Here is a 20,822-nt window from a genome sequence, read left to right as displayed (position 1 = left end):
AGAGCGATGCCGAAGACAAGACGTTATAGGCTTAATCTTCAGCATTTTGGGGGAGACAAGACAGAAAAGGCTACCCCGAAGAAGCGGCAGGACGCCCGTAAAAAAGGTCAGGTAGCCAAAAGTGCTGAACTGTCTGGTGCTGTGGTATTGCTATCTGCTTTGTTAACCTTAAGGATGTTTGGCAGCTTCATAAAAGAACGGATAATTACATTATATACGGATGTATTTCAGAACCGTATGTTGATGCAAGTGACTCCGGAAAATGTATCCGAGATGTTTAAAAGCTATGGCTTGCAGATGCTTATTCTTCTGGCCCCGCTGTTCTTAATTACCTTTGTGCTGGCCCTAGTGGCTAACTTGGCTCAGGTGGGTTTTATGGCAACCAGTGAAGGGCTCACGCCAAAGTTCAGTAAAATTAACCCGATCAAAGGATTCAAGAATATTTTCTCCATGCGTTCTTTTGTGGAGTTTCTAAAATCGATTTTCAAACTAGTGTTGATCGCCTATCTGGTATATAGCACGCTTTGGCGACAGAAAGAAAGCTTTGCAGCATTGTCTCATGTGAATGCCGAAGGGGCTTTTCGGTTTGCTGCTAAGCTCACCATGAGTCTCGGCATCAAAATTGGAGCGGCTTTGTTAATCATGGCGGCTCTTGATTACATCTATCAGAAATATGAGCACGAAAAAAGCCTCAAAATGTCCAAACAGGACATCAAGGATGAGTACAAAAAAATGGAAGGCGACCCCATTATCAAAGGTAAGATCAGGGAGCGTCAGCGAAGAATGGCTATGCAGCGTATGATGCAAGAGATACCCAAGGCGGATGTTATTATTACCAATCCTACACACTTTGCAGTCGCTTTGAAATACGACGGTTCTCAAATGGAAGCACCACAGATTATTGCAAAAGGCCAGGATCATGTAGCGCTCCGCATCCGGGAGTTGGCCAAGGAGCATGGGGTTATGACTATGGAGAACAAACCGCTCGCGAGGGCGTTGTTTCAAAGAGCGGAGATTGGTGATGTAGTGCCTGCGGATCTGTTCCAGGCAGTTGCAGAAGTACTAGCCTACGTATATAAGCTTAAAGGTAAGAGGAGATAAGTCGGGGGAGGTTGAGGACATTGAAAGCAAGAGATCTAACAGTTTTACTGGGTATTATCGGTATAGTGCTTATGATGATTCTGCCCATCCCGGCTTGGCTTCTGGATGTACTGCTAATTATCAATATTTCGATAGCCTTAACCATTATATTAGTGGCAATGAATACAAAGGACCCGCTGCAGTTCTCGATTTTCCCCTCACTGCTGTTGATTACAACTTTGTTTCGCCTTGCATTGAACCTTTCCACTACCAAACTGATTCTTTCGGAAGGTCATGCCGGTGAGGTTGTGGCTACATTCGGCAGTTGGATTGCCCGTGGCCAGATCGCCATCGGTTTTGTTGTGTTTCTGATCCTCGTGGTTGTGCAATTTATTGTTATTACAAAGGGTTCAGAACGCGTAGCTGAGGTAGGCGCACGGTTTACACTGGATGCGATGCCAGGGAAACAGATGAGTATCGATGCCGACTTGAATGCCGGTATGATTAATGAACAACAGGCGGGAGAACGTCGACGCAAGATCGAACGCGAGGCAGACTTTTTCGGGTCTATGGATGGTGCCAGCAAATTTGTCAAAGGTGACGCAATTGCCAGTATCATCATCCTAATCATCAACCTTGTAGGCGGTTTTATTATTGGTATGTCAGTTCATGGTATGGGTTTTCAGGATGCGCTCTCGACCTACTCTGTATTAACGATCGGGGATGGTCTGGTCAGCCAGATTCCTGCACTGCTTATCTCTACCGCAGCCGGTCTGATTGTTACCCGCGCAGCATCGGACGGCAATCTGGCTGAAGATTTGACCGGTCAGCTCTTGTCTTATCCTAAACTTCTGTACATTGTAGCGATAACCATCGCTTTTCTTGGATTCTTCACACCTATTACTATCATGTCAACGCTGCCTTTAGCTGGCTTAATGGGATATGCAGCTTATAGTATGAGCCAAAAGGCTAATCGTAAGCAAATTGCAGATGAACAGCTGGTTGAAGAAAAACAGATTGAAGAAGTCCGAAGTCCGGAAAGTGTAATCAACTTACTGACTGTAGATCCGATTGAATTTGAGTTTGGATACGGGCTTATTCCGCTGGCAGATACGGGGCAGGGTGGAGACTTGCTTGACCGGATTATTATGATCAGGCGTCAATGCGCACTGGAGATGGGTCTGGTAGTTCCTGTGATTCGTATTCGCGACAATATTCAACTAAAACCGAATGAATATGTTATAAAAATTAAAGGAAATAACGTTGGCGGTGGTGAATTATTACTTAATCACTATTTGGCAATGAGTCCTGGGTATGATGACGAGTCGATTCATGGCATTGAGACAGTGGAACCATCGTTTGGTCTACCTGCATTGTGGATTGAAGAGTCCGTCAAGGAAAGAGCAGAATTATCGGGATATACAGTAGTTGATCCACCATCCGTAGTGGCTACTCATTTGACTGAGCTTATCAAACGTTATGGGCACGAACTGCTTGGACGACAGGAGACCAAACAGCTGGTTGACAATCTTCGCGAGAATTATCCTGTGCTTGTGGATGAACTGATCCCTTCTGTTTTGGCAATTGGCGATGTACAGAAGGTATTAGGCAAGTTGCTGCGTGAAAAAATATCTATCCGTGACTTGGTGACTATTTTTGAAACCCTGGCTGATTACGGTACCTATACCAAAGATCCTGATATTCTAACTGAATATGTCCGTCAATCCTTGTCCAGACAAATTACTCAACAATTCTCGCAAGCCGGTGAGACACTGCGGGTCATTACTGTCGGTCCGAATTTGGAAAAGAAAATTTCCGAAAGTGTGCAGCAGACGGAACAAGGCAGCTATCTCGCACTGGATCCAGTCTCTACACAGACAGTGTACCAGCGTCTTACAGAGCAAATTAACCGCCTTCTTCAATCCGGACAGCAGCCTATCGTGTTAACTTCACCAACGATACGGATGTATTTACGTCAAGTGATTGAGCGGACCATGCAGGACATTCCAGTACTATCTTACAGTGAACTGGAGCCAAATATTGAAATTCAAAGCGTTGGGGTGGTGAATCTATGAGAGTGAAGCGTTATGTGGTCGATACGATGCCTGACGCCATGCATTCCATCCGCACCGAGCTGGGAAGTGATGCCGTCATCTTAAGCACCAAAGAGGTCAAAGTTGGCGGTTTCATGGGAATGTTCAAAAAGAAAAAGATCGAGGTTGTCGCGGCTGTTGAGGATGCGCAAAAGCCGGCTGCTTCCGGAAAAAAACCGGCAGCTCCTCCGAGCATTCCGCGGAACGCAGTTCCACAAGCATATCAGAAAGCTGCGGCTGCTTCTTCGGTGCCTGCAGCAGGTGATGCTAGTGAAACTATGGCTGTAGCATCTTCCTCGGCGAACGAGGCAGCGGCGAAACGGGCTTTTGCCGAGATCGCCGCTGCCTTGTCTGATGCATCAGAGAAAAGTGCAGCTGTAGCAGTGTTGCCAGCAGTGGATCTTGATAAGGATGAAGAATTCTTTGAGACAGATACACATTTGCAGCAATCTTCTCCTGCAGTTGGCCATTATCCCAATATGTCATCAATAGATGAGGCAAGGGGAAAGAGTTTTGTTGCGGCTGCACCGCCTGATTTGGAGGGTGAAGTTCTCAGGGAAATACGGGATATGAAACAATGGATGGAGCGGATCGCACGGTATTCTTCTGGCGCGGTGGAGCTTCCAGAACCATTAGAAGAGCTGAGAAACCGTCTGATTGAGCAGGAGACAGATGTCATCCTGGTGGATGAGTGGATCAGCAATATCTTTGAACAATGGAGTGAAGAAGGCCGTACATGGCTCCCACAGCAGTTCGGTGAAATGCTTGAAACCCAGATGGAAGCTTTTTTGTCCGGACGTATTGCAAGCGGTATTGCACCAGATACACGGATTGTCTATATTGCCGGCCCTACGGGTGTGGGAAAGACAACTACGATTGCCAAGTTAGCTGCTGAACAGCTTTTCAAGCAAGGACGAAAGGTAGGGTTAATAACCTCCGATACGTATCGTATTTCGGCTGTTGAGCAGCTTCGAACTTATGCAGCTATACTGAATATGCCGCTTGAGGTAGTTCAGTCACCTGGTGATCTGCAGAGAGCTTTGTTCCGATTGGAAGGCTGCGATCTGGTATTAATGGATACAGCTGGCCGTAATTACCGCAACGAGATGCTGGTTGCAGAACTTCAGAGTCTGTTGGCCAAAGAGCTTAAGAGTGAGACCTTTCTGGTGCTCAGCCTAACATCAAAAAGCCGGGATATGAAGAAAATCGCCGAACATTTTGGTCGCTACCAGCTGGATAAAGTCATCTTTACCAAGCTTGATGAGACTGGAAGCTTTGGACCGCTTTTCAATGTGTTGAATGATTTTCCGCTTAAGCTTTCATATATTACCAACGGTCAGAATGTCCCTGATGATCTGCTGTTGGCTACCAAAGAACAGATCAGCGGGATGATTTTGGGAACAGGAGGCGAATGATGGATCAGGCGCAATCCCTGAGACAGCTTGTGTCCAGCCAGGAGCCCAAACGATCCTCCGGTGGAGGGACATCAGCCCGGATTATCACCGTTTGTAGTGGGAAGGGTGGAGTCGGTAAATCGAATTTCACCTTGAACTTTGCGCTCGCACTTAAAGCGTTGGGTAAGAGAGTGCTTTTGTTCGATGCCGATATTGGTATGGCCAATATAGATGTGCTTATGGGGGTGTCAGCCAGATACAACCTCTATCATTTATTGAAAAGAGAGGCTGACATCAGCAAGATCATCCAGAAAGGCCCTACCGGGCTTCCGTTTATCGCAGGGGGTTCGGGAATGGATGAGCTTTTTTCACTCTCAGAGGCGGACTTGAGCTATTTTACTGACCAGATTGCCGGGATTGCGGACTCCATGGATTATATTCTGTTTGATACAGGAGCCGGGCTCTCTAAAGAGACGATGAAATTCATCACCTCAGCAGATGACTGCCTTGTGGTGACTACACCAGAGCCTACTGCAATAACTGATGCTTATGCACTGATAAAGGTAGTGAACAACTCCCATCCTGATATTTCATTCAAACTGATCGTCAATCAGGCGGGGGATGAGAAAGAAGCAGCTGTAACCAGTGACAAGATTCGTATGGCGGCCAATCGTTTTTTGCAGCTGGAGATTTCTTTTCTTGGATTTATCAGCAGTGATACTCATGTGGTTCAGGCAGTGAAGAAGCAAATTCCATTCTCAGTGGCTTTTCCGAACAGTGCGGCTGCCAAAGATGTACATCGGCTTGCGCTAAGCTATTTGGCCGCAGATTCGGCAGACACCACTAAAGTTCAAGGCATCAAGGGATTTATCAGCAGGTGGTTGAAGCGAACACATGAATTGTTCTGAATTTGAGGAACAGAGGTGGAAATGGTATGAAGCCATATCGAGTTTTAGTTGTTGATGATTCTGCGTTTATGCGTAAAATCATCTCTGATTTAATAGAAAATGACGCTAACTTTCAGGTAGCTGCAACAGCGGCGAACGGCCGTGAAGCCATTGAAAAAGTAAATGAATTATCTCCGGATCTAGTAACCATGGATGTTGAAATGCCGGAGATGAACGGCCTGGAGGCGCTTAAAATAATAATGGCAAAGCGTCCGCTGCCGGTAATTATGCTCTCTGGCATCAATGAAGAGGGAATGAAGGAGACCATTCTGGCATTGGAATCGGGGGCGTTTGATTTTATTCGCAAACCTTCCATTTCAAACTCGCAGGACATTATATCTGTGGGTGTAGCGCTGAGGGAGCAAATGAATGAGGCTATGCTTGCCCGTAAGCAGCGTGAAGCCAGAGCTACTTCATATAAGACGCCCGAGCTTCCGGCCGCGGAAGTATCGACTGTACCTGAGCCGATGCGCAATCCTACCAAAAGGATACTGGAGCCTATTAAGAAATTCCCGGATCCTGCAAGCAAATTAGTAGAAAAGCCTAAGGGAAAACAGGAAGCGAATCTTGCTACAGAACAGAATAAGGGTAAAAGTTCGCCGGGTAGAACAGCTAAGGAGAACGCTTCAGCTCCGATGGGAGCCAAACCGTCGATTACACCTCCTAAACCGGCAACTGATACTTTGAAAAACCTTTCGAAGGAGCAAGCCAGACCGGCACTACCGGATACAAGGCAGGCACCTCTAACTTCATCTAGCCCCAAAAATGATCATCCTTCTGTTACAGGGGAACATAAGTCCTCGTATACAGGTTTGAGTAAGCTGGTTGCTGTTGGTTGTTCCACAGGAGGACCAAGGGCTCTCAAAGCTTTTCTCGAAAATATCCCTGCTGATTTTCCGGCACCGATTGTTATTGTGCAGCATATGCCGCCCAATTTCACCAAGTCGCTGGCCCAGAGGCTCAATACGTTCAGCCCTCTCGAAGTTGCAGAAGCAGAGCAAGGGATGATTCTGCGTAAGGGGGCGGCATATATTGCTCCTGGGGGTTATCATATGAGGGTTGTTCCGGCAGCAGGAGGTCAGTATGCAATTGATCTCACTTTGGGAGAAGCCCGAAATGGACATCGTCCTTCCGTGGATATCCTCTTCGAATCCATACTCCCTTATACATCACTGGAGAGACACGCAGTGATTATGACCGGGATGGGAAGCGATGGCGCCAAAATGATGAAATCTCTTTATGATTCGGGTGTAACTTCCACTTTTGCTGAAAGCGAAGAAACCTGCGTAGTCTACGGGATGCCGCGATCTGCAGTGGAACTACATTGTGTAAGACATATCCTGCCGTTGCAAGAAATTGCTCCAAGGCTGGTACAAGCCGTTAAATAACGGACAAGTGAACTTGAAGGGGAGGTGCTCGTTAGTGGACATGAACCAATATTTATCCATGTTTATTGATGAGTCAAATGATCATCTGCAGTCATTGAACGAAAGTATGATGGGGCTTGAAGCAAATCCTGAAGACCTGAGCATTGTGCAAGTCATTTTCCGCTCAGCACATACTTTAAAAGGTATGGCAGCTACAATGGGCTTTGAAGATTTGGCTTCACTTACTCACCAAATGGAAAATGTTCTGGATTTAGTGCGAAATAACAAGTTGCGGATGCAGGATTTCATTTTTGACACACTGTTCAAAAGTCTGGATGCCCTTGAATCCATGGTTGAGGATATTACGGGCGGTGGAGAAGGTAAGGCCGATGTATCGGCTATTGTTGCTTCATTGCAGGCGATTGTCCGCGGTGAGATCCCAACTGCTGCCGGTGCTGTGCCTGAGGCTGCAGCAGCGGCTCCAAAGGCTGCAGACGCTCCCGTATACCTTGATGAGTTTCAATACTCTGTTCTGGAGCAGTCACTCCAGGAAGGTCATAAAGTGCTTTATGTTGATGTTGCAATCCGCAAGGACTGCCAGCTCAAAGCAGTACGGGCATATATGGTCTTTGATCTCCTCGAACGTTCGGGCGAGGTTGTTAAATCCTTCCCTTCGGTTCAGGATATAGAGCAGGAGAAATTTGATTATGGCTTCTCGCTCTATTACATAACACAGAAGGAAGCAAGTGAAATTCAGGCGATGATCTTGAATCTGTCGGAGATCGACAAGGTCACTGCGGTAGCGCTTGATCAGGAATCGCTGCGTCAAATGGGTCAGGAAACGGTGGCGGCTACTTCAGAAGCACCCGCACCTGTTAAACCATCCGCTCCTGCTGCGGGCAACAGTAATGCTTCACCTGCAGCTGAAGCACATGCCAAAGAAGAATCCAAAGCATCACCAGCCAGAACCGGAGGGGCGCCTTCGCGGACCATCCGTGTAGACATTGAACGCCTTGATGTGCTGATGAACTTGTTCAGCGAACTCTTGATTGACCGTGTTCGCCTGGAACAGCTTGCTTCAGAAGTCCAGAATGGGGACCTGACAGAAACAGTCGAGCACATGGGCAGGGTCAGCGGTGATCTTCAGAATATTGTTATGAAGCTGCGCATGGTTCCTGTTGATACTGTATTTAATCGTTTTCCGCGTATGGTTCGGGATTTGGCCAAATCATTAGATAAGAAGATCGATCTAGTTGTAACTGGTGCCGAGACGGAATTGGACCGTACGGTTATTGACGAGATTGGTGATCCGTTGGTACATTTGCTGCGAAATGCTGTAGACCATGGCGTTGAAGGAATACAGGAACGTTTAGCATCCGGCAAGTCGGATACAGGAACAGTGAACTTGCGGGCATTTCATAGCGGTAATCATGTTTTTATCGAAATCGAAGATGACGGGGCTGGAATCAACCCACAAAAGATTTTGCAGTCTGCGATAAAAAAAGGGATACTTACCCAGGAGCAAGCATCGAATTACTCTGATGATGAGGCGATACAGCTCTTGTTCGCTCCGGGATTCAGTACCGCTGAGGTGATCTCCGACGTATCTGGCCGCGGTGTTGGACTGGATGTCGTCAAATCAAAAATTACTTCGCTGGGCGGGAACGTGGTAGTCTATTCCACTCAAGGCAAAGGCACCAACTTCTCGGTACAGCTTCCACTGACCCTGTCTATTATCGCAGCAATGCTTGTGCGGTTGGGCTCGGAGAAATATGCAATTCCGCTCTCATCCATTGTAGAAACTGGCATCGTGAAGCAATCCCAGATCCGGTCCATTCACGGCAACAAAATGCTGGAATTCCGTAACACTCATATTCCACTGGTTTCTCTTAGTAAGATCTTCTGCGTTCCGGATTATGATGAAAGCACGGAAGAAGAGATTGAAATCGTGGTGGTACGCAAGGGAGAGCGTCTGGTTGCCCTCGCAGTTCAAGATTTTATTGGGCAGAACGAAATAGTGATCAAGAATCTGGGCAAATATTTGCCGGAGGTTCAAGGCATTTCAGGTGCTACTATTCTCGGTGATGGACAAGTCGCACTCATTATTGATCCCAACGCTTTTATTAAATAATTAGGATAGAACAGGGAGGTTCATTCCATGGCTGAAGATATTAAGGTGATTGTGTTTAAACTTGGAACTGAAGAATATGGCATTGAAGTGGATAAAGTACAAACCATCGAGCGGATGATGCCGATTACGCGCGTCCCCAAGACGTTTTCCTTTATTAAAGGAGTCATTAACCTACGCGGTGTGGTTATTCCGGTTATTGATCTGCGCGGCCGTTTTGGTATTGCGGAAGCGGAGCATACGGATCAGACCCGTGTAATCATTGTGAATGTTAATGAAATGGAAGTTGGCTTTATTGTTGATTCTGCTAATGATGTTATTGACCTGAACAAGGATTCCATTGATACACCTCCGGATGTTGTTGGGGGCATCAAAGCTAAATACCTTGACGGGGTGGCCAAGATTGGAGAAGATCGTTTGCTGATCATGCTCAACTTGTCAGAAGTGCTGAACAAGAACGAAATCGTGCAATTGGAAAGTCTAGAGGGCTAACCTGTGGAGCTCTTCAAAAACTTTAAAGATTTTAAAATGGATGTGCTCAAGGAAGTCGGGAATATTGGAGCCGGCAACGCAGCCACCGCGTTGTCCCAGCTACTGGGCAAACCGATTGATATGGCTGTCCCCAAAGTGCAACTTCTGAATTTTGATGAAATTACCGACAAAGTCGGTGGTGCCGAAGAGCTGGTATATGCTGTATTCTTAAGAGTAGAAGGTGAAGCGCCGGGAAATTTGTTCTTCATACTTTCACCAGAAGCTGCAAAAAACCTGCTTAGCCGAATCGCCGGCATTGAGCTCTCCGAGGGTGAAGAATTGGGAGAGATGGAACTTTCCGCCCTTAACGAAATCGGGAATATTCTTGCAGGTTCCTATTTATCCTCTCTTGCCGACTTCACTTCATTGTCTATGTACCCAACAGTACCTGCACTTGCAATGGACATGGCTGGAGCGATATTGAGCTATGGTCTGCTGCAGTTCGGGCAAATGGGGGATGATGCATTGCTGATTGATACGACTTTTCTTGAAGGACAACATGAAATAGAGGGACAATTTTTCCTTATTCCCGATCCGGAATCTTTCCCGAAAATTTTCAAATCATTAGGAGTACCGTTTGAAAATGATTGAAGAACAAAGCATCATCAAAGTAGGCATGGCGGATCTTAACGTAGGCAGTCAAGAAAGCCTTGTCCGGACAACTGGACTTGGCTCCTGCGTTGGAGTAACATTGTTCGATCCTGGGAAAAAGATTGCAGGGATGGCGCATGTCATGCTGCCCTCATCCGAAATCGCTCGGGACGGGCAGATGAATATCGCCAAATTTGCGGATACCGCTTTGCCGGAGCTATTATCCCGCTTGCTTGCGCTTGGCGCCGTCCGGAGCCGTCTTGTAGCCAAAATGGCTGGTGGCTCTCAGATGTTCGCCTTTGCCGGGGGGAGTGACACCATGAGGATCGGGCCTCGTAATGTGGAATCCTGCAAGATTGCCCTACAAGATTTGAACATTCCGCTGATTGCAGAAGATACAGGCGGGAATTTTGGACGCACGATAGAAATTGCCTGCAACACTGGAATATTGTATATTCGCAGTGTTCAAAAAGGCACTAAGGAAATATAGCGATGAATGGTAAAATTCTATTAAGTCTGTTGTTTGGATTGTTGGGCTTTTGCTTTACCTTTCTAATAAACCATGGGCATAACTTGCTAGGAACCAGTCTGATTCGAGGTTTTTTTGGATTTATTGTCTGGTTTCTGCTTGCCTTCCTCTTAAGATGGGTATTGGGTTTTATTGTTAAGCAATCCGGGTCCCCGGAGAATGCCGAGACAACTTCCAATGAGGGGCATGAAACCCTTGGTAACAATTTTGATATCAGCACTCCGGGTGAAGATGAGGAATTAATCAATATGTTGCAACAGAAACCGGAACAGGGGAGTGTGAATGTGAAGGGCTTTACACCGCTTCAGCCTCCCAAATTAGTCACTTTGAAAGATCCTGAAGAATTGGCCAAGGCCGTTCGTCACCTGAAAGAAGAATAAGCGGGTTCTGTCTATGCCTGCTGACTAAACTTTGGGAAGGGTGAAAGCCATTGAACGAGCATAAAACTTCTCAATCGGAAACGGATGGTCTCTGGGAACAGTGGAAAGAACACGGGAACCCTGAAGCCAAGAAGAAACTGATTGAGAGTTATCTCCATATTGTTGATTACGTATCCAGCCGTTTAGCAGTTGGTTTGCCCAAGAATGTATCCAAAGATGATTTGGCCAGTAATGGTGTGATGGGTTTGATTGATGCAATAGAAAAGTTTGATTACAAGCGTGGTCTGCAGTTTCAGACCTATGCTTCCTGGCGAGTGCGGGGAGCGATCCTGGATTCTTTGCGGCAAAGTGATTGGGTTCCCAGATCGGTTAGGGAAAAAGCAAAGAAAATTGAGGACGCCTACCAACAGCTCGAACAGAAATACTTGAGATCCGTGAGTGACGAGGAAATGAGCCAATATCTGAATATATCGGAGCCGGAGTTTCAGAATATGCTGCAAGATGTGGCAGTCATGTCACTTTGCTCACTGGAAGACCCTATCCGTGAAGAAGAATCAGAGACTCGCTTGTCAATATTGGTGGATGATAAAGCCAAGAATCCAGATCGAAAAGTAAATGAATTCTATTTACGTGATACCCTGACCAAAGGCATCGAGAAGCTAACAGTGAAAGAACGGACAGTCGTGTCCCTTTTATATTATGAAGATTTATCTTTGAGCGAGATCGCCGAGGTGATGTCCCTGTCTCCTTCACGGATTTCGCAGCTTCATTCGAAAGCCATTTTGCGGCTGAGAGGAACACTTGAAAAAAATCGTGATCTTCTCATGCAAAACGATTAACCGGGCGACGGTGACAAGGGGGAGCAAAATTTGATCGGTCATTATGTTTTGAGCCAGTATATCAGTATTACCTTTTCGGAGGATAAGGGGATTGCTTACCTTCAGTTTTCGAAAAAGGATGAAAATTTCACTTGTACGGTAGAAGATCTGGAAAGCTTCCTGAAAAGTCATAATATTCATTACGGGATTCAGCAGGATATCGTTCAACGGATTAGCAGCAATCCGGAGGAATACTTTTTTAGCAGGGTGCCTATAGCGATAGGACAACCTGCTGTGAACGGTGAAGACGGTCGCGTAGTACTCTCTGTCGATCTGGAAGAGGACCGCAAACCACTGGAGACGGCAGATGGGAAAGTGGATTACAAGGACCTTGTTCGCCTTCATAATGTTTTGAAAGGTCAGATTATCGCCAGAGTCGTTCCCCCTCGTCCAGGCAAAACCGGTACAATGGTTACTGGTGAAGAGATGCCGTTCAAACCGGGCAAAGAAGTTCATTTCAAAGTGGGAAAGAACGTGCTTGTCGATCAGGAAGAGACGGCTATGTATGCGGCCATAGATGGACTAATCACTTTAACAGATAAAGGGAAGATCAATGTTTTCCCTATATATGAAGTGAACGGGGATGTGGATTACAGCACAGGCAATATTGATTTTGTCGGGACGGTTGTAATTCGCGGTAACGTACTGACGGGGTTTACCGTCAAATCTGCAGGCGATATCCGTGTAATTGGGGGGGTTGAAGGTGCAGAGTTGATCTCAGGCGGTTCAATCGAAATTACCGGAGGAATTATAGGTTATAATAAAGGACTTGTAAGCGCAGGTAAAAATGTGAAGGTTTCCTTCATTCAGGATGGTAATGTAGTAGCAGGTGAGGATGTTATTGTGTCACAGAGCGTGATGCATTCCAATATCAAGGCTGGCAGGGATGTCTTGTGCAGTGGAACGAAGGGCTTGATCGTTGGCGGAGTAGTTCAGGCTGGTGAGCGTGTTGTGGCGCGAACCATCGGTAACACGATGTCGACAGCAACGGCGATTGAAGTAGGGGTAGTACCCCAGCTGAGAAATGAGATCAATGATCTCCGCCAGGAACTTCGCCAGCTGCTTGACAATGAAGATAAGACCAACAAAGCTTTGTATCTGCTGAATCAGCTTGCAAACAATGGTCAGCTCTCTCCAGATAAAGTGGCACTTCGTGTGAAACTGAACGCCACTAAGAATTCCCATATGCGAGAAGAGAAAAAGCTCAAAGAGCGCGTGCTTGAGATCGAGAAAATACTTGAAGACACAGGCAGAGCTAAAGTAGAAGTTATTAAAACCATCTATGGAGGTTCTAAAATTGTGATCGGCAGGTATACCCGTTTCGTTAAGGACACAACAGAACGGGTTACCTTCATTTACAGCGATGGAGATATATCCATGATCCCGAATGTATAACTTTGGCAGACCGCTTCTGTAACCACTTCAGTGAGGAGAGGGTAGTATGAGCCTGAAACCGGTGGAACTCCAAATTGCTGTACCCCGGACAACCGAGGCGGGTAAAATTCAAAATGGGCTGCAGCATCGGCCAGCGCTGGATCAGCAGCAGCTGGCCGATCAGAATGTAAAAGGAACGGAGCAGCTCGCCCATCGGAGCAGTGAAGTGGATGAGTCTGCTGAATCTGCTTTGCGTGATGACGGAAGCGGACAACATCAATCCGGCTCCCATTCAAACCCTCATAAACATCAGAAGCCGGAGACCAGTCATGACGCTGAGCATCCTTATAAGGGGCGTCGTATTGACCTGAGTCTATAATATTCTTGAATTGAACTTCAAAAGGAGATATGGCACTTGCAACCATGGGTATACATCGTGCTGGTAGGCGCTGTCGTTATCGTTTATGCCCTGAGACTGCCAGCTCGTGCTAAGGAAGAGTCAGCAGACAGACAGAGCCTAAAAGAAACGGAAGCCGCGCTTGAATTGTATATGGCAGACATAGAGCGTGATCATGACAACATGCTACAACTGGTCAGCAGTATCAAGCAACAGTCGCAGAATAACCGGACAGCACTTCAAGAGGAGATTTCCGGATTGAAGGAACAGTTGGCTGAGTTGCAAAAAAACTCAATGCTGCTTGATGCCAGACTGACCTCTGAGGAGAAAAGCCTCTTGCAGCTGTCAGCGGCTTTTGGAAAGGGGAATGTGTCTGTTCCTCAAGTTCCTGACCAGAATGTGCAATCCGAGACAGTAACTGAAGCACCTGTTCCCAAACCGAAACCGGTAAGTTCAATCAAACAGCGTTATCCCCGGTTGTTTGAACTTCATGAACAAGGGAAATCTATCGACTCCATTGCTAAGACGGCAGGACTTCAGCGTGGTGAAGTTCAGCTGATTTTGCAGCTGGCCAAACAGGAGGAGTCCGTGTGATCAAGAATCGTTCATTCATGTTTGGACTTGGTGCAGGGTTGATTATCGGCGCGTTGCTCCTGCAAGTAATGCTCTCGGGAGGAGCTGCTCCTATGACCAAAGACGAGCTGGTCAAGGAAGCGGCCAAACTCAACTTAACTATTAATGATCCTGCAGCAGAAACACCAGTTGAGGGTGGGGAAAATGCAGGGAAGGATGCAGATGACGCTGCAAAAGAAAAGGATACTTCAGCAATCTCTGGCTCTCCCAAGCCATCTGCTTCACCACAAGCATCTCCTGCTGCTTCGCCAAAGGCTGCCACTAAACCCACAGATGCTAATAAACCTGTGAAACCTTCGACGCCTGCTAATCCATCTACATCGGCTACTGTTAAGCCAAAGGTGACATCTTCGTCAGTTAATCCGCCTACTACACCTGCTCCTCCAGGCGCCATTTCCGTTAAAATCCCTACAGGAATAACACTCTCTGAGACTGCGGATCTTTTGGAAGAAGCCGGAGTCATTGAGGACAAAGCAGAGTTTTTGAAGAGTGCGGACAGCCGCAAAGCTAATACCAGAATTCAATATGGCGGGTACAGCTTTACAAAGGATGAGAGTATTAATTCTATCATTGACAAATTAATTACCGTAAAGTAAATTCGCCGAAGAAATTCATATGAAGCGTTGCATACGTTATTTTATTATGTTATAGTAATAAACGGTGTTAAAACACACGCCGGTTGATTTCGACAAGGGGTGCTTTCTTCTGAAGAAAGTCTTGTAGGAAAATGACACGCGGCGGAGGAGACACACAAAAAACCAATACTAGGAGGTGTGTGAAGATGGCAGTAATCTCCATGAAGCAGCTTCTCGAAGCTGGGGTACACTTCGGTCATCAGACTCGTCGTTGGAATCCAAAGATGGATCGTTATATCTTCACTGAAAGAAACGGAATTTACATTATTGACCTGCAAAAAACGGTTAAAAAGGTAGAGGAAGCTTACAACTTTGTAAAAAGCGTCGCTGGCGACAACGGCACAATCCTATTCGTAGGAACAAAGAAACAAGCACAAGATTCCGTAAAAGAAGAAGCTGAACGTTCGGGTATGTTCTTCATTAACCAACGTTGGCTCGGTGGTACTCTGACTAACTTCCAGACTATTCAGAAACGGATTGACCGTCTGAAGAAATTGGAACTTTGGGAAGAAGATGGTACCTTCGCAGTTCTGCCTAAGAAAGAAGTAATCCTTCTCCGCAAAGAGAAAGATCGTCTTGAAAAATTCCTGGGCGGTATCAAGAACATGAAAGGTCTTCCTAGCGCGCTGTTCATCATTGACCCGCGTAAAGAGCGTATCGCTGTTGCGGAAGCTCGCAAACTGGGTATCCCTATCGTAGCTATCGTTGATACTAACTGTGATCCGGATGAAATCGACTACGTAATCCCGGGTAATGACGACGCAATCCGCGCCGTGAAATTGCTTACTGGTAAAATGGCTGATGCTGTTGTAGAAGCTCACCAGGGCGAAGATACAACTACAGCTTAAGTAGTGTCTGGAACTTAACAAGAACTTAAATGAAAAGGGTGGTTGGCAGGTGGATAACCTCTCACTGCCCTTTTTTTAGGATAATAGACATGAAACATGTAACATAACGACAATTATCTGGAGGGAATTAACAATGGCAGTAGATGCAAAAGCAGTAAAAGAACTTCGCGAAAGAACAGGCGCAGGAATGCTGGATTGCAAAAAAGCGCTCGAAGAAGCGAATAACGACATTACAAAAGCAGCGGAATTGCTTCGTGAAAAAGGCCTCTCCGCAGCTGCGAACAAAGCTGGACGTATTGCCACTGAAGGTGTTGTTGAATCTTATATCCATGCTGGCGGACGTATCGGTGTACTTGTTGAAATTAACTGCGAAACTGACTTCGTAGGTAAAACGGATTCTTTCAGAGAATTCGCACGCGATATCGCTATGCAGATCGCTGCAGCAAATCCGCTGTATGTTCGTCGTGAAGAAGTGCCTGCTGAAGCTGTAGAGAAAGAAAAAGAAATTCTGAAGGCTCAAGCCCTGAACGAAGGCAAGCCTGAGAAAATTGTTGAAAAAATGGTTGAAGGACGTATCAGCAAGTTCTATGAAGAATACTGTTTGCTTGAACAAGCCTTCGTTAAAGATCAAGACAAGACCATTTCTCAACTGCTGAATGAAAAAATCAGCACCATCGGCGAAAACATTTCGATCCGTCGTTTTGTCCGTTTCGAGCTGGGCGAAGGCCTGGAAAAGAAAGTCGACAACTTTGTAGAAGAAGTTATGGCGCAAGTAAATCAATAATAGCAATCTGCATACTGAATTGAATAAAGCAAGCATCAAAAGAGCGGAACACATACACGTAGTGTTCCGCCTTTTGTAAGAAAGTGAGGGTATACAATTGGAACAGCCGGTATTTAAGAGAGTAGTCCTTAAGGTTAGCGGTGAATCACTCGCGGGTCAAAACGGATATGGCATTGATGCCGAGACGATTATTTCCATCGCGGAACAAGTCAAGGAAGTCGTTGAGCTAGGGGTTCAGGTTGCTATTGTGTGCGGTGGAGGCAATATCTGGCGTGGAATCGCGGGCAGTGCAAGTGGAATTGATCGTGCTACAGCTGATTATATGGGAATGCTTGCCACAGTCATGAACTCGCTTGCTCTTCAGGATGCATTGGAACAGATTGATGTACCTACACGGGTGCAGACTTCAATTTCCATGCAGCAGATTGCTGAACCGTATATTCGCCGCCGTGCTATCCGGCATTTAGAGAAGGGCCGCGTGGTTATTTTTGCAGCGGGTACGGGTAATCCGTTCTTCTCCACGGATACAACTGCAGCTCTAAGGGCAGCCGAAATTGAAGCAGAAGTCATTCTGATGGCGAAGAATAAAGTGGATGGTGTATATTCTGCTGACCCATTCAAAGACAGTACAGCCGAGAAATATGAGCAGCTTACGTACATGGATGTGCTCAACAAAAATCTTGGCGTCATGGATTCCACCGCTTCCTCTCTGTGCATGGATAATAATATACCGCTCATTGTGTTTGCTATTACAGAACAAGGCAATATCAAACGTGTCGTTCTCGGTGAGAAGATCGGGACGATTGTTAAAGGGAGTGTAGATTAATGCCACAATCGGTTAAGAAAAATGCCGAAGAGCGTATGGAAAAAGCGATTTTATCCCTGAAACGCGATTTGGCAACATTACGGGCAGGACGTGCTTCTACGTCACTCCTGGACCGTATCCAAGTTGAATACTACGGTGCGCCTACTCCGATCAACCAGTTGGCCAACATCAGTACACCGGACTCACGGACGCTGTTGATCCAGCCTTGGGATAAAACCTCAATGTCGGACATCGAACGGGCGATCATGAAATCGGATATTGGAATTACTCCGGCCAATGACGGTACAATCATCCGTCTTTCCATTCCACCGCTTACGGAAGAACGCCGCAGTGAGCTTGTAAAGTTCACCAAGAAATTTGGCGAAGAAGCCAAGGTGGCTATCCGTAATATCCGTCGAGATGCTAATGATGACATCAAAAAGATGGAGAAAAACGGTATTTCTGAAGATGAATCACACGGGCACCAAGAAGACATCCAGAAGTCAACGGATAAGTTCATAGCTGAAGTTGATAAAGTGCTCTTGGCCAAAGAAAAAGAGATTATGGAAGTATAATGAAATTCAAGAGACTTCAAGCCCCTCCGCACATGGTGGGGTTTGTCTCTTTCTGATAAGAGCTTGGAGGAAACGGAAATGATCAAACGGATTCGAGCATGGCTGAGCCGTAAAGACAGGCAACAGGAGCCAGTCGAGATTTCACCGGATAATATTCCACGGCATGTGGCTGTCATTATGGACGGAAATGGCCGCTGGGCTAAACGCCGCGGATTGCCGCGGATTGTTGGCCACCAGAACGGGATGAAGGCAGTCAAAAGAACCACGATTGCCGCGAACGATCTGGGTGTGGAGTTCTTGACCATGTACGCTTTCTCTACCGAGAACTGGAAACGGCCGAAGGAAGAAGTTGACTTTTTAATGCGTCTGCCAGTCGAGTTTCTGGCTCTGGAGCTTGATGAGCTTATCGAAAAAAATGTGCAAGTACGTGTGATGGGCGACACAGATGCACTGCCTTCTCATACCCGAAAAGCTATGGAGGAAGCGGTCGACCGTACCAAGCACAATACGGGACTTATATTGAATTTTGCCTTGAATTATGGTTCGCGCAAAGAGATTGAGGATTGCATGCGTGGATTGGGACAGGATATAAAAGATGGAATATTATCACCGGAAGATATTACATCTGACCTGATAGACAGCAGACTGTTAACTTCAGGAATGCCTGACCCTGATCTTCTGATCCGCACAAGCGGAGAAATGCGTCTCAGCAACTTTATGCTCTGGCAGCTGGCCTACAGTGAATTTTGGTTTACAGATGCTTACTGGCCGGAATTTGACAAGACGCATTTACTACAGGCTGTGGCGGAGTATCAGCGCCGAACACGCCGATATGGTGGTCTGAAGTAGCCTGATGGGAGATGGGAACCTTTGAAGCAGCGATTAATAACCGGGGTGATAGCCGGAGCAGTATTTTTAGGATTGTGCTTTTTGGGGGGCTGGCCGTACCAGCTGCTGCTCACAGCTATGGCGCTCATAGGCTTTTATGAATTTATGAAAATGACTGGCATACAGACTTTCGGCGGTACCGCTACGATGGGTTATCTGTCCGTAATGTGTTTCATGATCCCTTGGGATATGATCGGTATTTCCGAATGGTTTTCTTGGGAACAAGGAATTTGGCTATTAATGCTGGTGTTCCTGCTCCTGACAGTAATTAGCAAGAATAAATTGGATATAAAAATCACAGCTCTATTGTTTACTGGAATAATATACATAGGAATGGGTTTTTCCTATATGGCTATTGCCCGCGGAGCAGGCGATGGGCATGGTTTGATCTGGACCTTCCTGCTGTTGTGCTGTATATGGGGCAGTGATGCTGGTGCTTATTTTGTAGGCAGAAGCTTTGGCAAGAATAAGCTGTGGCCGGCTATAAGCCCCAACAAAACGGTGGAGGGAGCCCTTGGAGGGGTGTTGATCTCCATTCTGATTGCAATTGGTTTTGCCTTATTTATTCCTGATCTGCTGACTATAGGTCGTGCGCTTCTTATCGGGATTTCCTGCGCGGTTCTCGGTCAGCTTGGAGATCTTGTACAGTCTGCCTATAAACGGGTGTACGGTATTAAGGATTCAGGCTCGCTGCTGCCTGGTCATGGAGGTATCCTTGACCGCTGCGACAGCTGGATTATCGTATTTCCTTTCGTACATATCGTAATGCTTATGCCTTACTATTAATGCCAGGGAGAAGGTTATACTGTGAAAAGAATAAGTATTCTCGGCTCTACGGGTTCGATCGGGACACAGACGCTGGATGTAATCGCCATGCATCCCGATGCCTTTTCAGTGGAGGGTTTGGCTGCGGGCAGCAATACAGCTTTACTATTGGAGCAAGTTCAACGTTTCAAACCGCGTCGTGTTTCTGTGTCCACCAAAGAGCTGGCTGAGGAGATCAGGACGAGTCTTCCTGAGGGAGTAGAGCTATTCAGCGGAAATGAAGGACTGGTTGAAATCGCTGCCGGCGGGGATGCAGACACTTTGGTAACAGCGGTTATGGGCAGTGTCGGCCTGCAATCTACACTTGCAGCTATTGATGCTGGAAGACATATTGGTTTAGCCAACAAGGAAACACTGGTTACAGCCGGGCATCTGGTTACAGAGCGTGCGGTGAGAAAAGGCGTTCAATTACTGCCAGTCGACAGCGAGCATTCTGCCATATTTCAGTGTCTTAATGGTGAGAACCGTCAAGATGTTGCCAGTATTACACTTACCGCCTCCGGCGGTTCTTTTCGGGATTATACTCGAGAACAATTAAAGAAGGTTACGGTTGAAGATGCCCTTCGACATCCGAACTGGAGCATGGGTTCCAAAATCACGATTGACTCGGCAACTATGGTGAACAAGGGGCTAGAGGTAATTGAAGCGCATTGGCTGTTTGGTCTGCCTTATGAACAAATTCAGGTACTGCTTCATCCGGAAAGCATTATTCACTCTTATGTAGAGTTCAAGGACAGTAGCATAATCGCTCAGTTGGGTACCCCGGATATGCGCGTTCCCATCCAGTATGCGCTCACCTATCCTGAACGATGGTCTTCACCCGCCAATCGACTGTCTTTGGCAGAGATCGGCCGGCTAACCTTCCGGGAAATGGACTATGAGCGTTTTCCAACTTTGAAGCTTGCGATAGAATGCGGGAAGGCTGGAGGCACGAATACTACTGCCTTTAATGCTGCCAACGAAATTGCAGTCGCCCGTTTTCTGCGTCATGAGATTTCTTTCCTGAGGATTGAAGAGATTATTGATGAAGTCCTTCAGCATCATGTAACGGTTGCATACCCGGATCTGGAACAAATTGAGTATTGCGACCGTACAACACGTGAATTAGCAAGTAAGTTGTAACTCATAATCTGTTATTAT

General features: G+C 46.5%; 22 protein-coding genes. All 22 read left to right on the top strand.

All coding sequences use genetic code 11. From position 1 onward, the window contains the following. Positions 1 to 6: 6 nt before the first annotated feature. The gene (gene flhB / locus AC0MA3_RS14245; protein ID WP_474656670.1) at positions 7 to 1,101 is read left to right on the top strand and encodes a flagellar biosynthesis protein FlhB; all 1,095 of its coding nucleotides are present in this window, start codon (positions 7 to 9) and stop codon (positions 1,099 to 1,101) included. 20 nt (positions 1,102 to 1,121) lie between these two features. Continuing rightward, positions 1,122 to 3,155 carry a flagellar biosynthesis protein FlhA gene (flhA, locus tag AC0MA3_RS14240; protein ID WP_379151377.1) on the top strand — a complete coding sequence of 678 codons (2,034 nt, stop codon included), beginning with the start codon at positions 1,122 to 1,124 and terminating at the stop codon, positions 3,153 to 3,155. Next, positions 3,152 to 4,588, top strand: coding sequence for a flagellar biosynthesis protein FlhF (gene flhF / locus AC0MA3_RS14235; protein ID WP_474656669.1), 1,437 nt, complete (start codon positions 3,152 to 3,154; stop codon positions 4,586 to 4,588). The genes flhA and flhF overlap by 4 nt, the downstream gene beginning before the upstream one ends. Further along, complete coding sequence (locus AC0MA3_RS14230; protein WP_379151383.1) at positions 4,585 to 5,475, top strand: MinD/ParA family protein; 891 nt, start codon at positions 4,585 to 4,587, stop codon at positions 5,473 to 5,475. The genes flhF and AC0MA3_RS14230 overlap by 4 nt, the downstream gene beginning before the upstream one ends. Positions 5,476 to 5,501: 26 nt before the next feature. Then, positions 5,502 to 6,902 (top strand): protein-glutamate methylesterase/protein-glutamine glutaminase, encoded by a 1,401-nt coding sequence (locus tag AC0MA3_RS14225; protein WP_474656668.1) that lies wholly within the window; start codon positions 5,502 to 5,504, stop codon positions 6,900 to 6,902. Between the two features lie 34 nt (positions 6,903 to 6,936). Next, positions 6,937 to 9,012 (top strand): chemotaxis protein CheW, encoded by a 2,076-nt coding sequence (locus AC0MA3_RS14220; protein WP_474656667.1) that lies wholly within the window; start codon positions 6,937 to 6,939, stop codon positions 9,010 to 9,012. Positions 9,013 to 9,039: 27 nt separating this feature from the next. Next, entirely contained in the window at positions 9,040 to 9,501 is a 462-nt protein-coding gene (locus tag AC0MA3_RS14215) for a chemotaxis protein CheW (RefSeq protein WP_474656666.1), read from the top strand. A 36-nt stretch (positions 9,502 to 9,537) separates the two neighbouring features. After that, positions 9,538 to 10,131 (top strand): chemotaxis protein CheC, encoded by a 594-nt coding sequence (locus AC0MA3_RS14210; protein WP_379154087.1) that lies wholly within the window; start codon positions 9,538 to 9,540, stop codon positions 10,129 to 10,131. Further along, positions 10,124 to 10,621, top strand: coding sequence for a chemotaxis protein CheD (locus tag AC0MA3_RS14205; protein ID WP_379151393.1), 498 nt, complete (start codon positions 10,124 to 10,126; stop codon positions 10,619 to 10,621). Before AC0MA3_RS14210 ends, AC0MA3_RS14205 begins: the two co-directional genes overlap by 8 nt. Before the next feature lie 2 nt (positions 10,622 to 10,623). Continuing rightward, positions 10,624 to 11,040 carry a hypothetical protein gene (locus AC0MA3_RS14200; RefSeq protein WP_379151396.1) on the top strand — a complete coding sequence of 139 codons (417 nt, stop codon included), beginning with the start codon at positions 10,624 to 10,626 and terminating at the stop codon, positions 11,038 to 11,040. Positions 11,041 to 11,090: 50 nt separating this feature from the next. Next, entirely contained in the window at positions 11,091 to 11,879 is a 789-nt protein-coding gene (locus AC0MA3_RS14195) for a FliA/WhiG family RNA polymerase sigma factor (RefSeq protein ID WP_379151399.1), read from the top strand. Positions 11,880 to 11,909: 30 nt separating this feature from the next. Further along, positions 11,910 to 13,313 (top strand): FapA family protein, encoded by a 1,404-nt coding sequence (locus tag AC0MA3_RS14190; protein ID WP_379151402.1) that lies wholly within the window; start codon positions 11,910 to 11,912, stop codon positions 13,311 to 13,313. 46 nt (positions 13,314 to 13,359) lie between these two features. After that, on the top strand, positions 13,360 to 13,671 hold the full coding sequence (locus tag AC0MA3_RS14185) for a hypothetical protein (RefSeq protein ID WP_379151404.1): 312 nt from the start codon (positions 13,360 to 13,362) through the stop codon (positions 13,669 to 13,671). Positions 13,672 to 13,707: 36 nt separating this feature from the next. Beyond that, a complete protein-coding gene (locus tag AC0MA3_RS14180) occupies positions 13,708 to 14,283 on the top strand; it encodes a hypothetical protein (protein ID WP_474656665.1) in 576 nt (191 codons plus the stop codon). After that, positions 14,280 to 14,918, top strand: a complete 639-nt coding sequence (locus tag AC0MA3_RS14175) for a hypothetical protein (protein WP_474656664.1) — start codon at positions 14,280 to 14,282, stop codon at positions 14,916 to 14,918. Before AC0MA3_RS14180 ends, AC0MA3_RS14175 begins: the two co-directional genes overlap by 4 nt. A 185-nt stretch (positions 14,919 to 15,103) precedes the next feature. Further along, positions 15,104 to 15,805 carry a 30S ribosomal protein S2 gene (gene rpsB, locus AC0MA3_RS14170; RefSeq protein WP_020434093.1) on the top strand — a complete coding sequence of 234 codons (702 nt, stop codon included), beginning with the start codon at positions 15,104 to 15,106 and terminating at the stop codon, positions 15,803 to 15,805. A gap of 133 nt (positions 15,806 to 15,938) precedes the next feature. Further along, on the top strand, positions 15,939 to 16,589 hold the full coding sequence (tsf, locus tag AC0MA3_RS14165; protein WP_379151414.1) for a translation elongation factor Ts: 651 nt from the start codon (positions 15,939 to 15,941) through the stop codon (positions 16,587 to 16,589). A gap of 97 nt (positions 16,590 to 16,686) precedes the next feature. Then, a complete protein-coding gene (gene pyrH, locus AC0MA3_RS14160; RefSeq protein ID WP_074088146.1) occupies positions 16,687 to 17,415 on the top strand; it encodes a UMP kinase in 729 nt (242 codons plus the stop codon). Then, positions 17,415 to 17,969 carry a ribosome recycling factor gene (frr, locus tag AC0MA3_RS14155; RefSeq protein ID WP_074088147.1) on the top strand — a complete coding sequence of 185 codons (555 nt, stop codon included), beginning with the start codon at positions 17,415 to 17,417 and terminating at the stop codon, positions 17,967 to 17,969. Before pyrH ends, frr begins: the two co-directional genes overlap by 1 nt. Before the next feature lie 78 nt (positions 17,970 to 18,047). After that, entirely contained in the window at positions 18,048 to 18,818 is a 771-nt protein-coding gene (locus AC0MA3_RS14150) for an isoprenyl transferase (RefSeq protein WP_474656663.1), read from the top strand. Between the two features lie 21 nt (positions 18,819 to 18,839). Continuing rightward, complete coding sequence (locus AC0MA3_RS14145; protein ID WP_474656662.1) at positions 18,840 to 19,643, top strand: phosphatidate cytidylyltransferase; 804 nt, start codon at positions 18,840 to 18,842, stop codon at positions 19,641 to 19,643. Positions 19,644 to 19,664: 21 nt separating this feature from the next. Beyond that, a complete protein-coding gene (locus tag AC0MA3_RS14140; protein ID WP_474656661.1) occupies positions 19,665 to 20,804 on the top strand; it encodes a 1-deoxy-D-xylulose-5-phosphate reductoisomerase in 1,140 nt (379 codons plus the stop codon). The last annotated feature ends 18 nt before the right edge of the window (positions 20,805 to 20,822 follow it).

It is taken from the genome of Paenibacillus sp. LS-5, assembly GCF_056121505.1.
Note: the sequence above shows the minus strand (reverse complement) of the source record. Positions and strands in the feature narration are given on the sequence as shown.

What these genes read in the sequence shown, in the direction of transcription:
- flhB (WP_474656670.1), top strand. Translation starts at nt 7, where the DNA reads ATGCCGAAGACAAGACGTTATAGGCTTAATCTTCAGCATTTTGGGGGA.
- flhF (WP_474656669.1), top strand. Translation starts at nt 3,152, where the DNA reads ATGAGAGTGAAGCGTTATGTGGTCGATACGATGCCTGACGCCATGCAT.
- AC0MA3_RS14230 (WP_379151383.1), top strand. Translation starts at nt 4,585, where the DNA reads ATGATGGATCAGGCGCAATCCCTGAGACAGCTTGTGTCCAGCCAGGAG.
- AC0MA3_RS14225 (WP_474656668.1), top strand. Translation starts at nt 5,502, where the DNA reads ATGAAGCCATATCGAGTTTTAGTTGTTGATGATTCTGCGTTTATGCGT.
- AC0MA3_RS14215 (WP_474656666.1), top strand. Translation starts at nt 9,040, where the DNA reads ATGGCTGAAGATATTAAGGTGATTGTGTTTAAACTTGGAACTGAAGAA.
- AC0MA3_RS14210 (WP_379154087.1), top strand. Translation starts at nt 9,538, where the DNA reads ATGGATGTGCTCAAGGAAGTCGGGAATATTGGAGCCGGCAACGCAGCC.
- AC0MA3_RS14205 (WP_379151393.1), top strand. Translation starts at nt 10,124, where the DNA reads ATGATTGAAGAACAAAGCATCATCAAAGTAGGCATGGCGGATCTTAAC.
- AC0MA3_RS14200 (WP_379151396.1), top strand. Translation starts at nt 10,624, where the DNA reads ATGAATGGTAAAATTCTATTAAGTCTGTTGTTTGGATTGTTGGGCTTT.
- AC0MA3_RS14185 (WP_379151404.1), top strand. Translation starts at nt 13,360, where the DNA reads ATGAGCCTGAAACCGGTGGAACTCCAAATTGCTGTACCCCGGACAACC.
- rpsB (WP_020434093.1), top strand. Translation starts at nt 15,104, where the DNA reads ATGGCAGTAATCTCCATGAAGCAGCTTCTCGAAGCTGGGGTACACTTC.
- tsf (WP_379151414.1), top strand. Translation starts at nt 15,939, where the DNA reads ATGGCAGTAGATGCAAAAGCAGTAAAAGAACTTCGCGAAAGAACAGGC.
- frr (WP_074088147.1), top strand. Translation starts at nt 17,415, where the DNA reads ATGCCACAATCGGTTAAGAAAAATGCCGAAGAGCGTATGGAAAAAGCG.
- AC0MA3_RS14150 (WP_474656663.1), top strand. Translation starts at nt 18,048, where the DNA reads ATGATCAAACGGATTCGAGCATGGCTGAGCCGTAAAGACAGGCAACAG.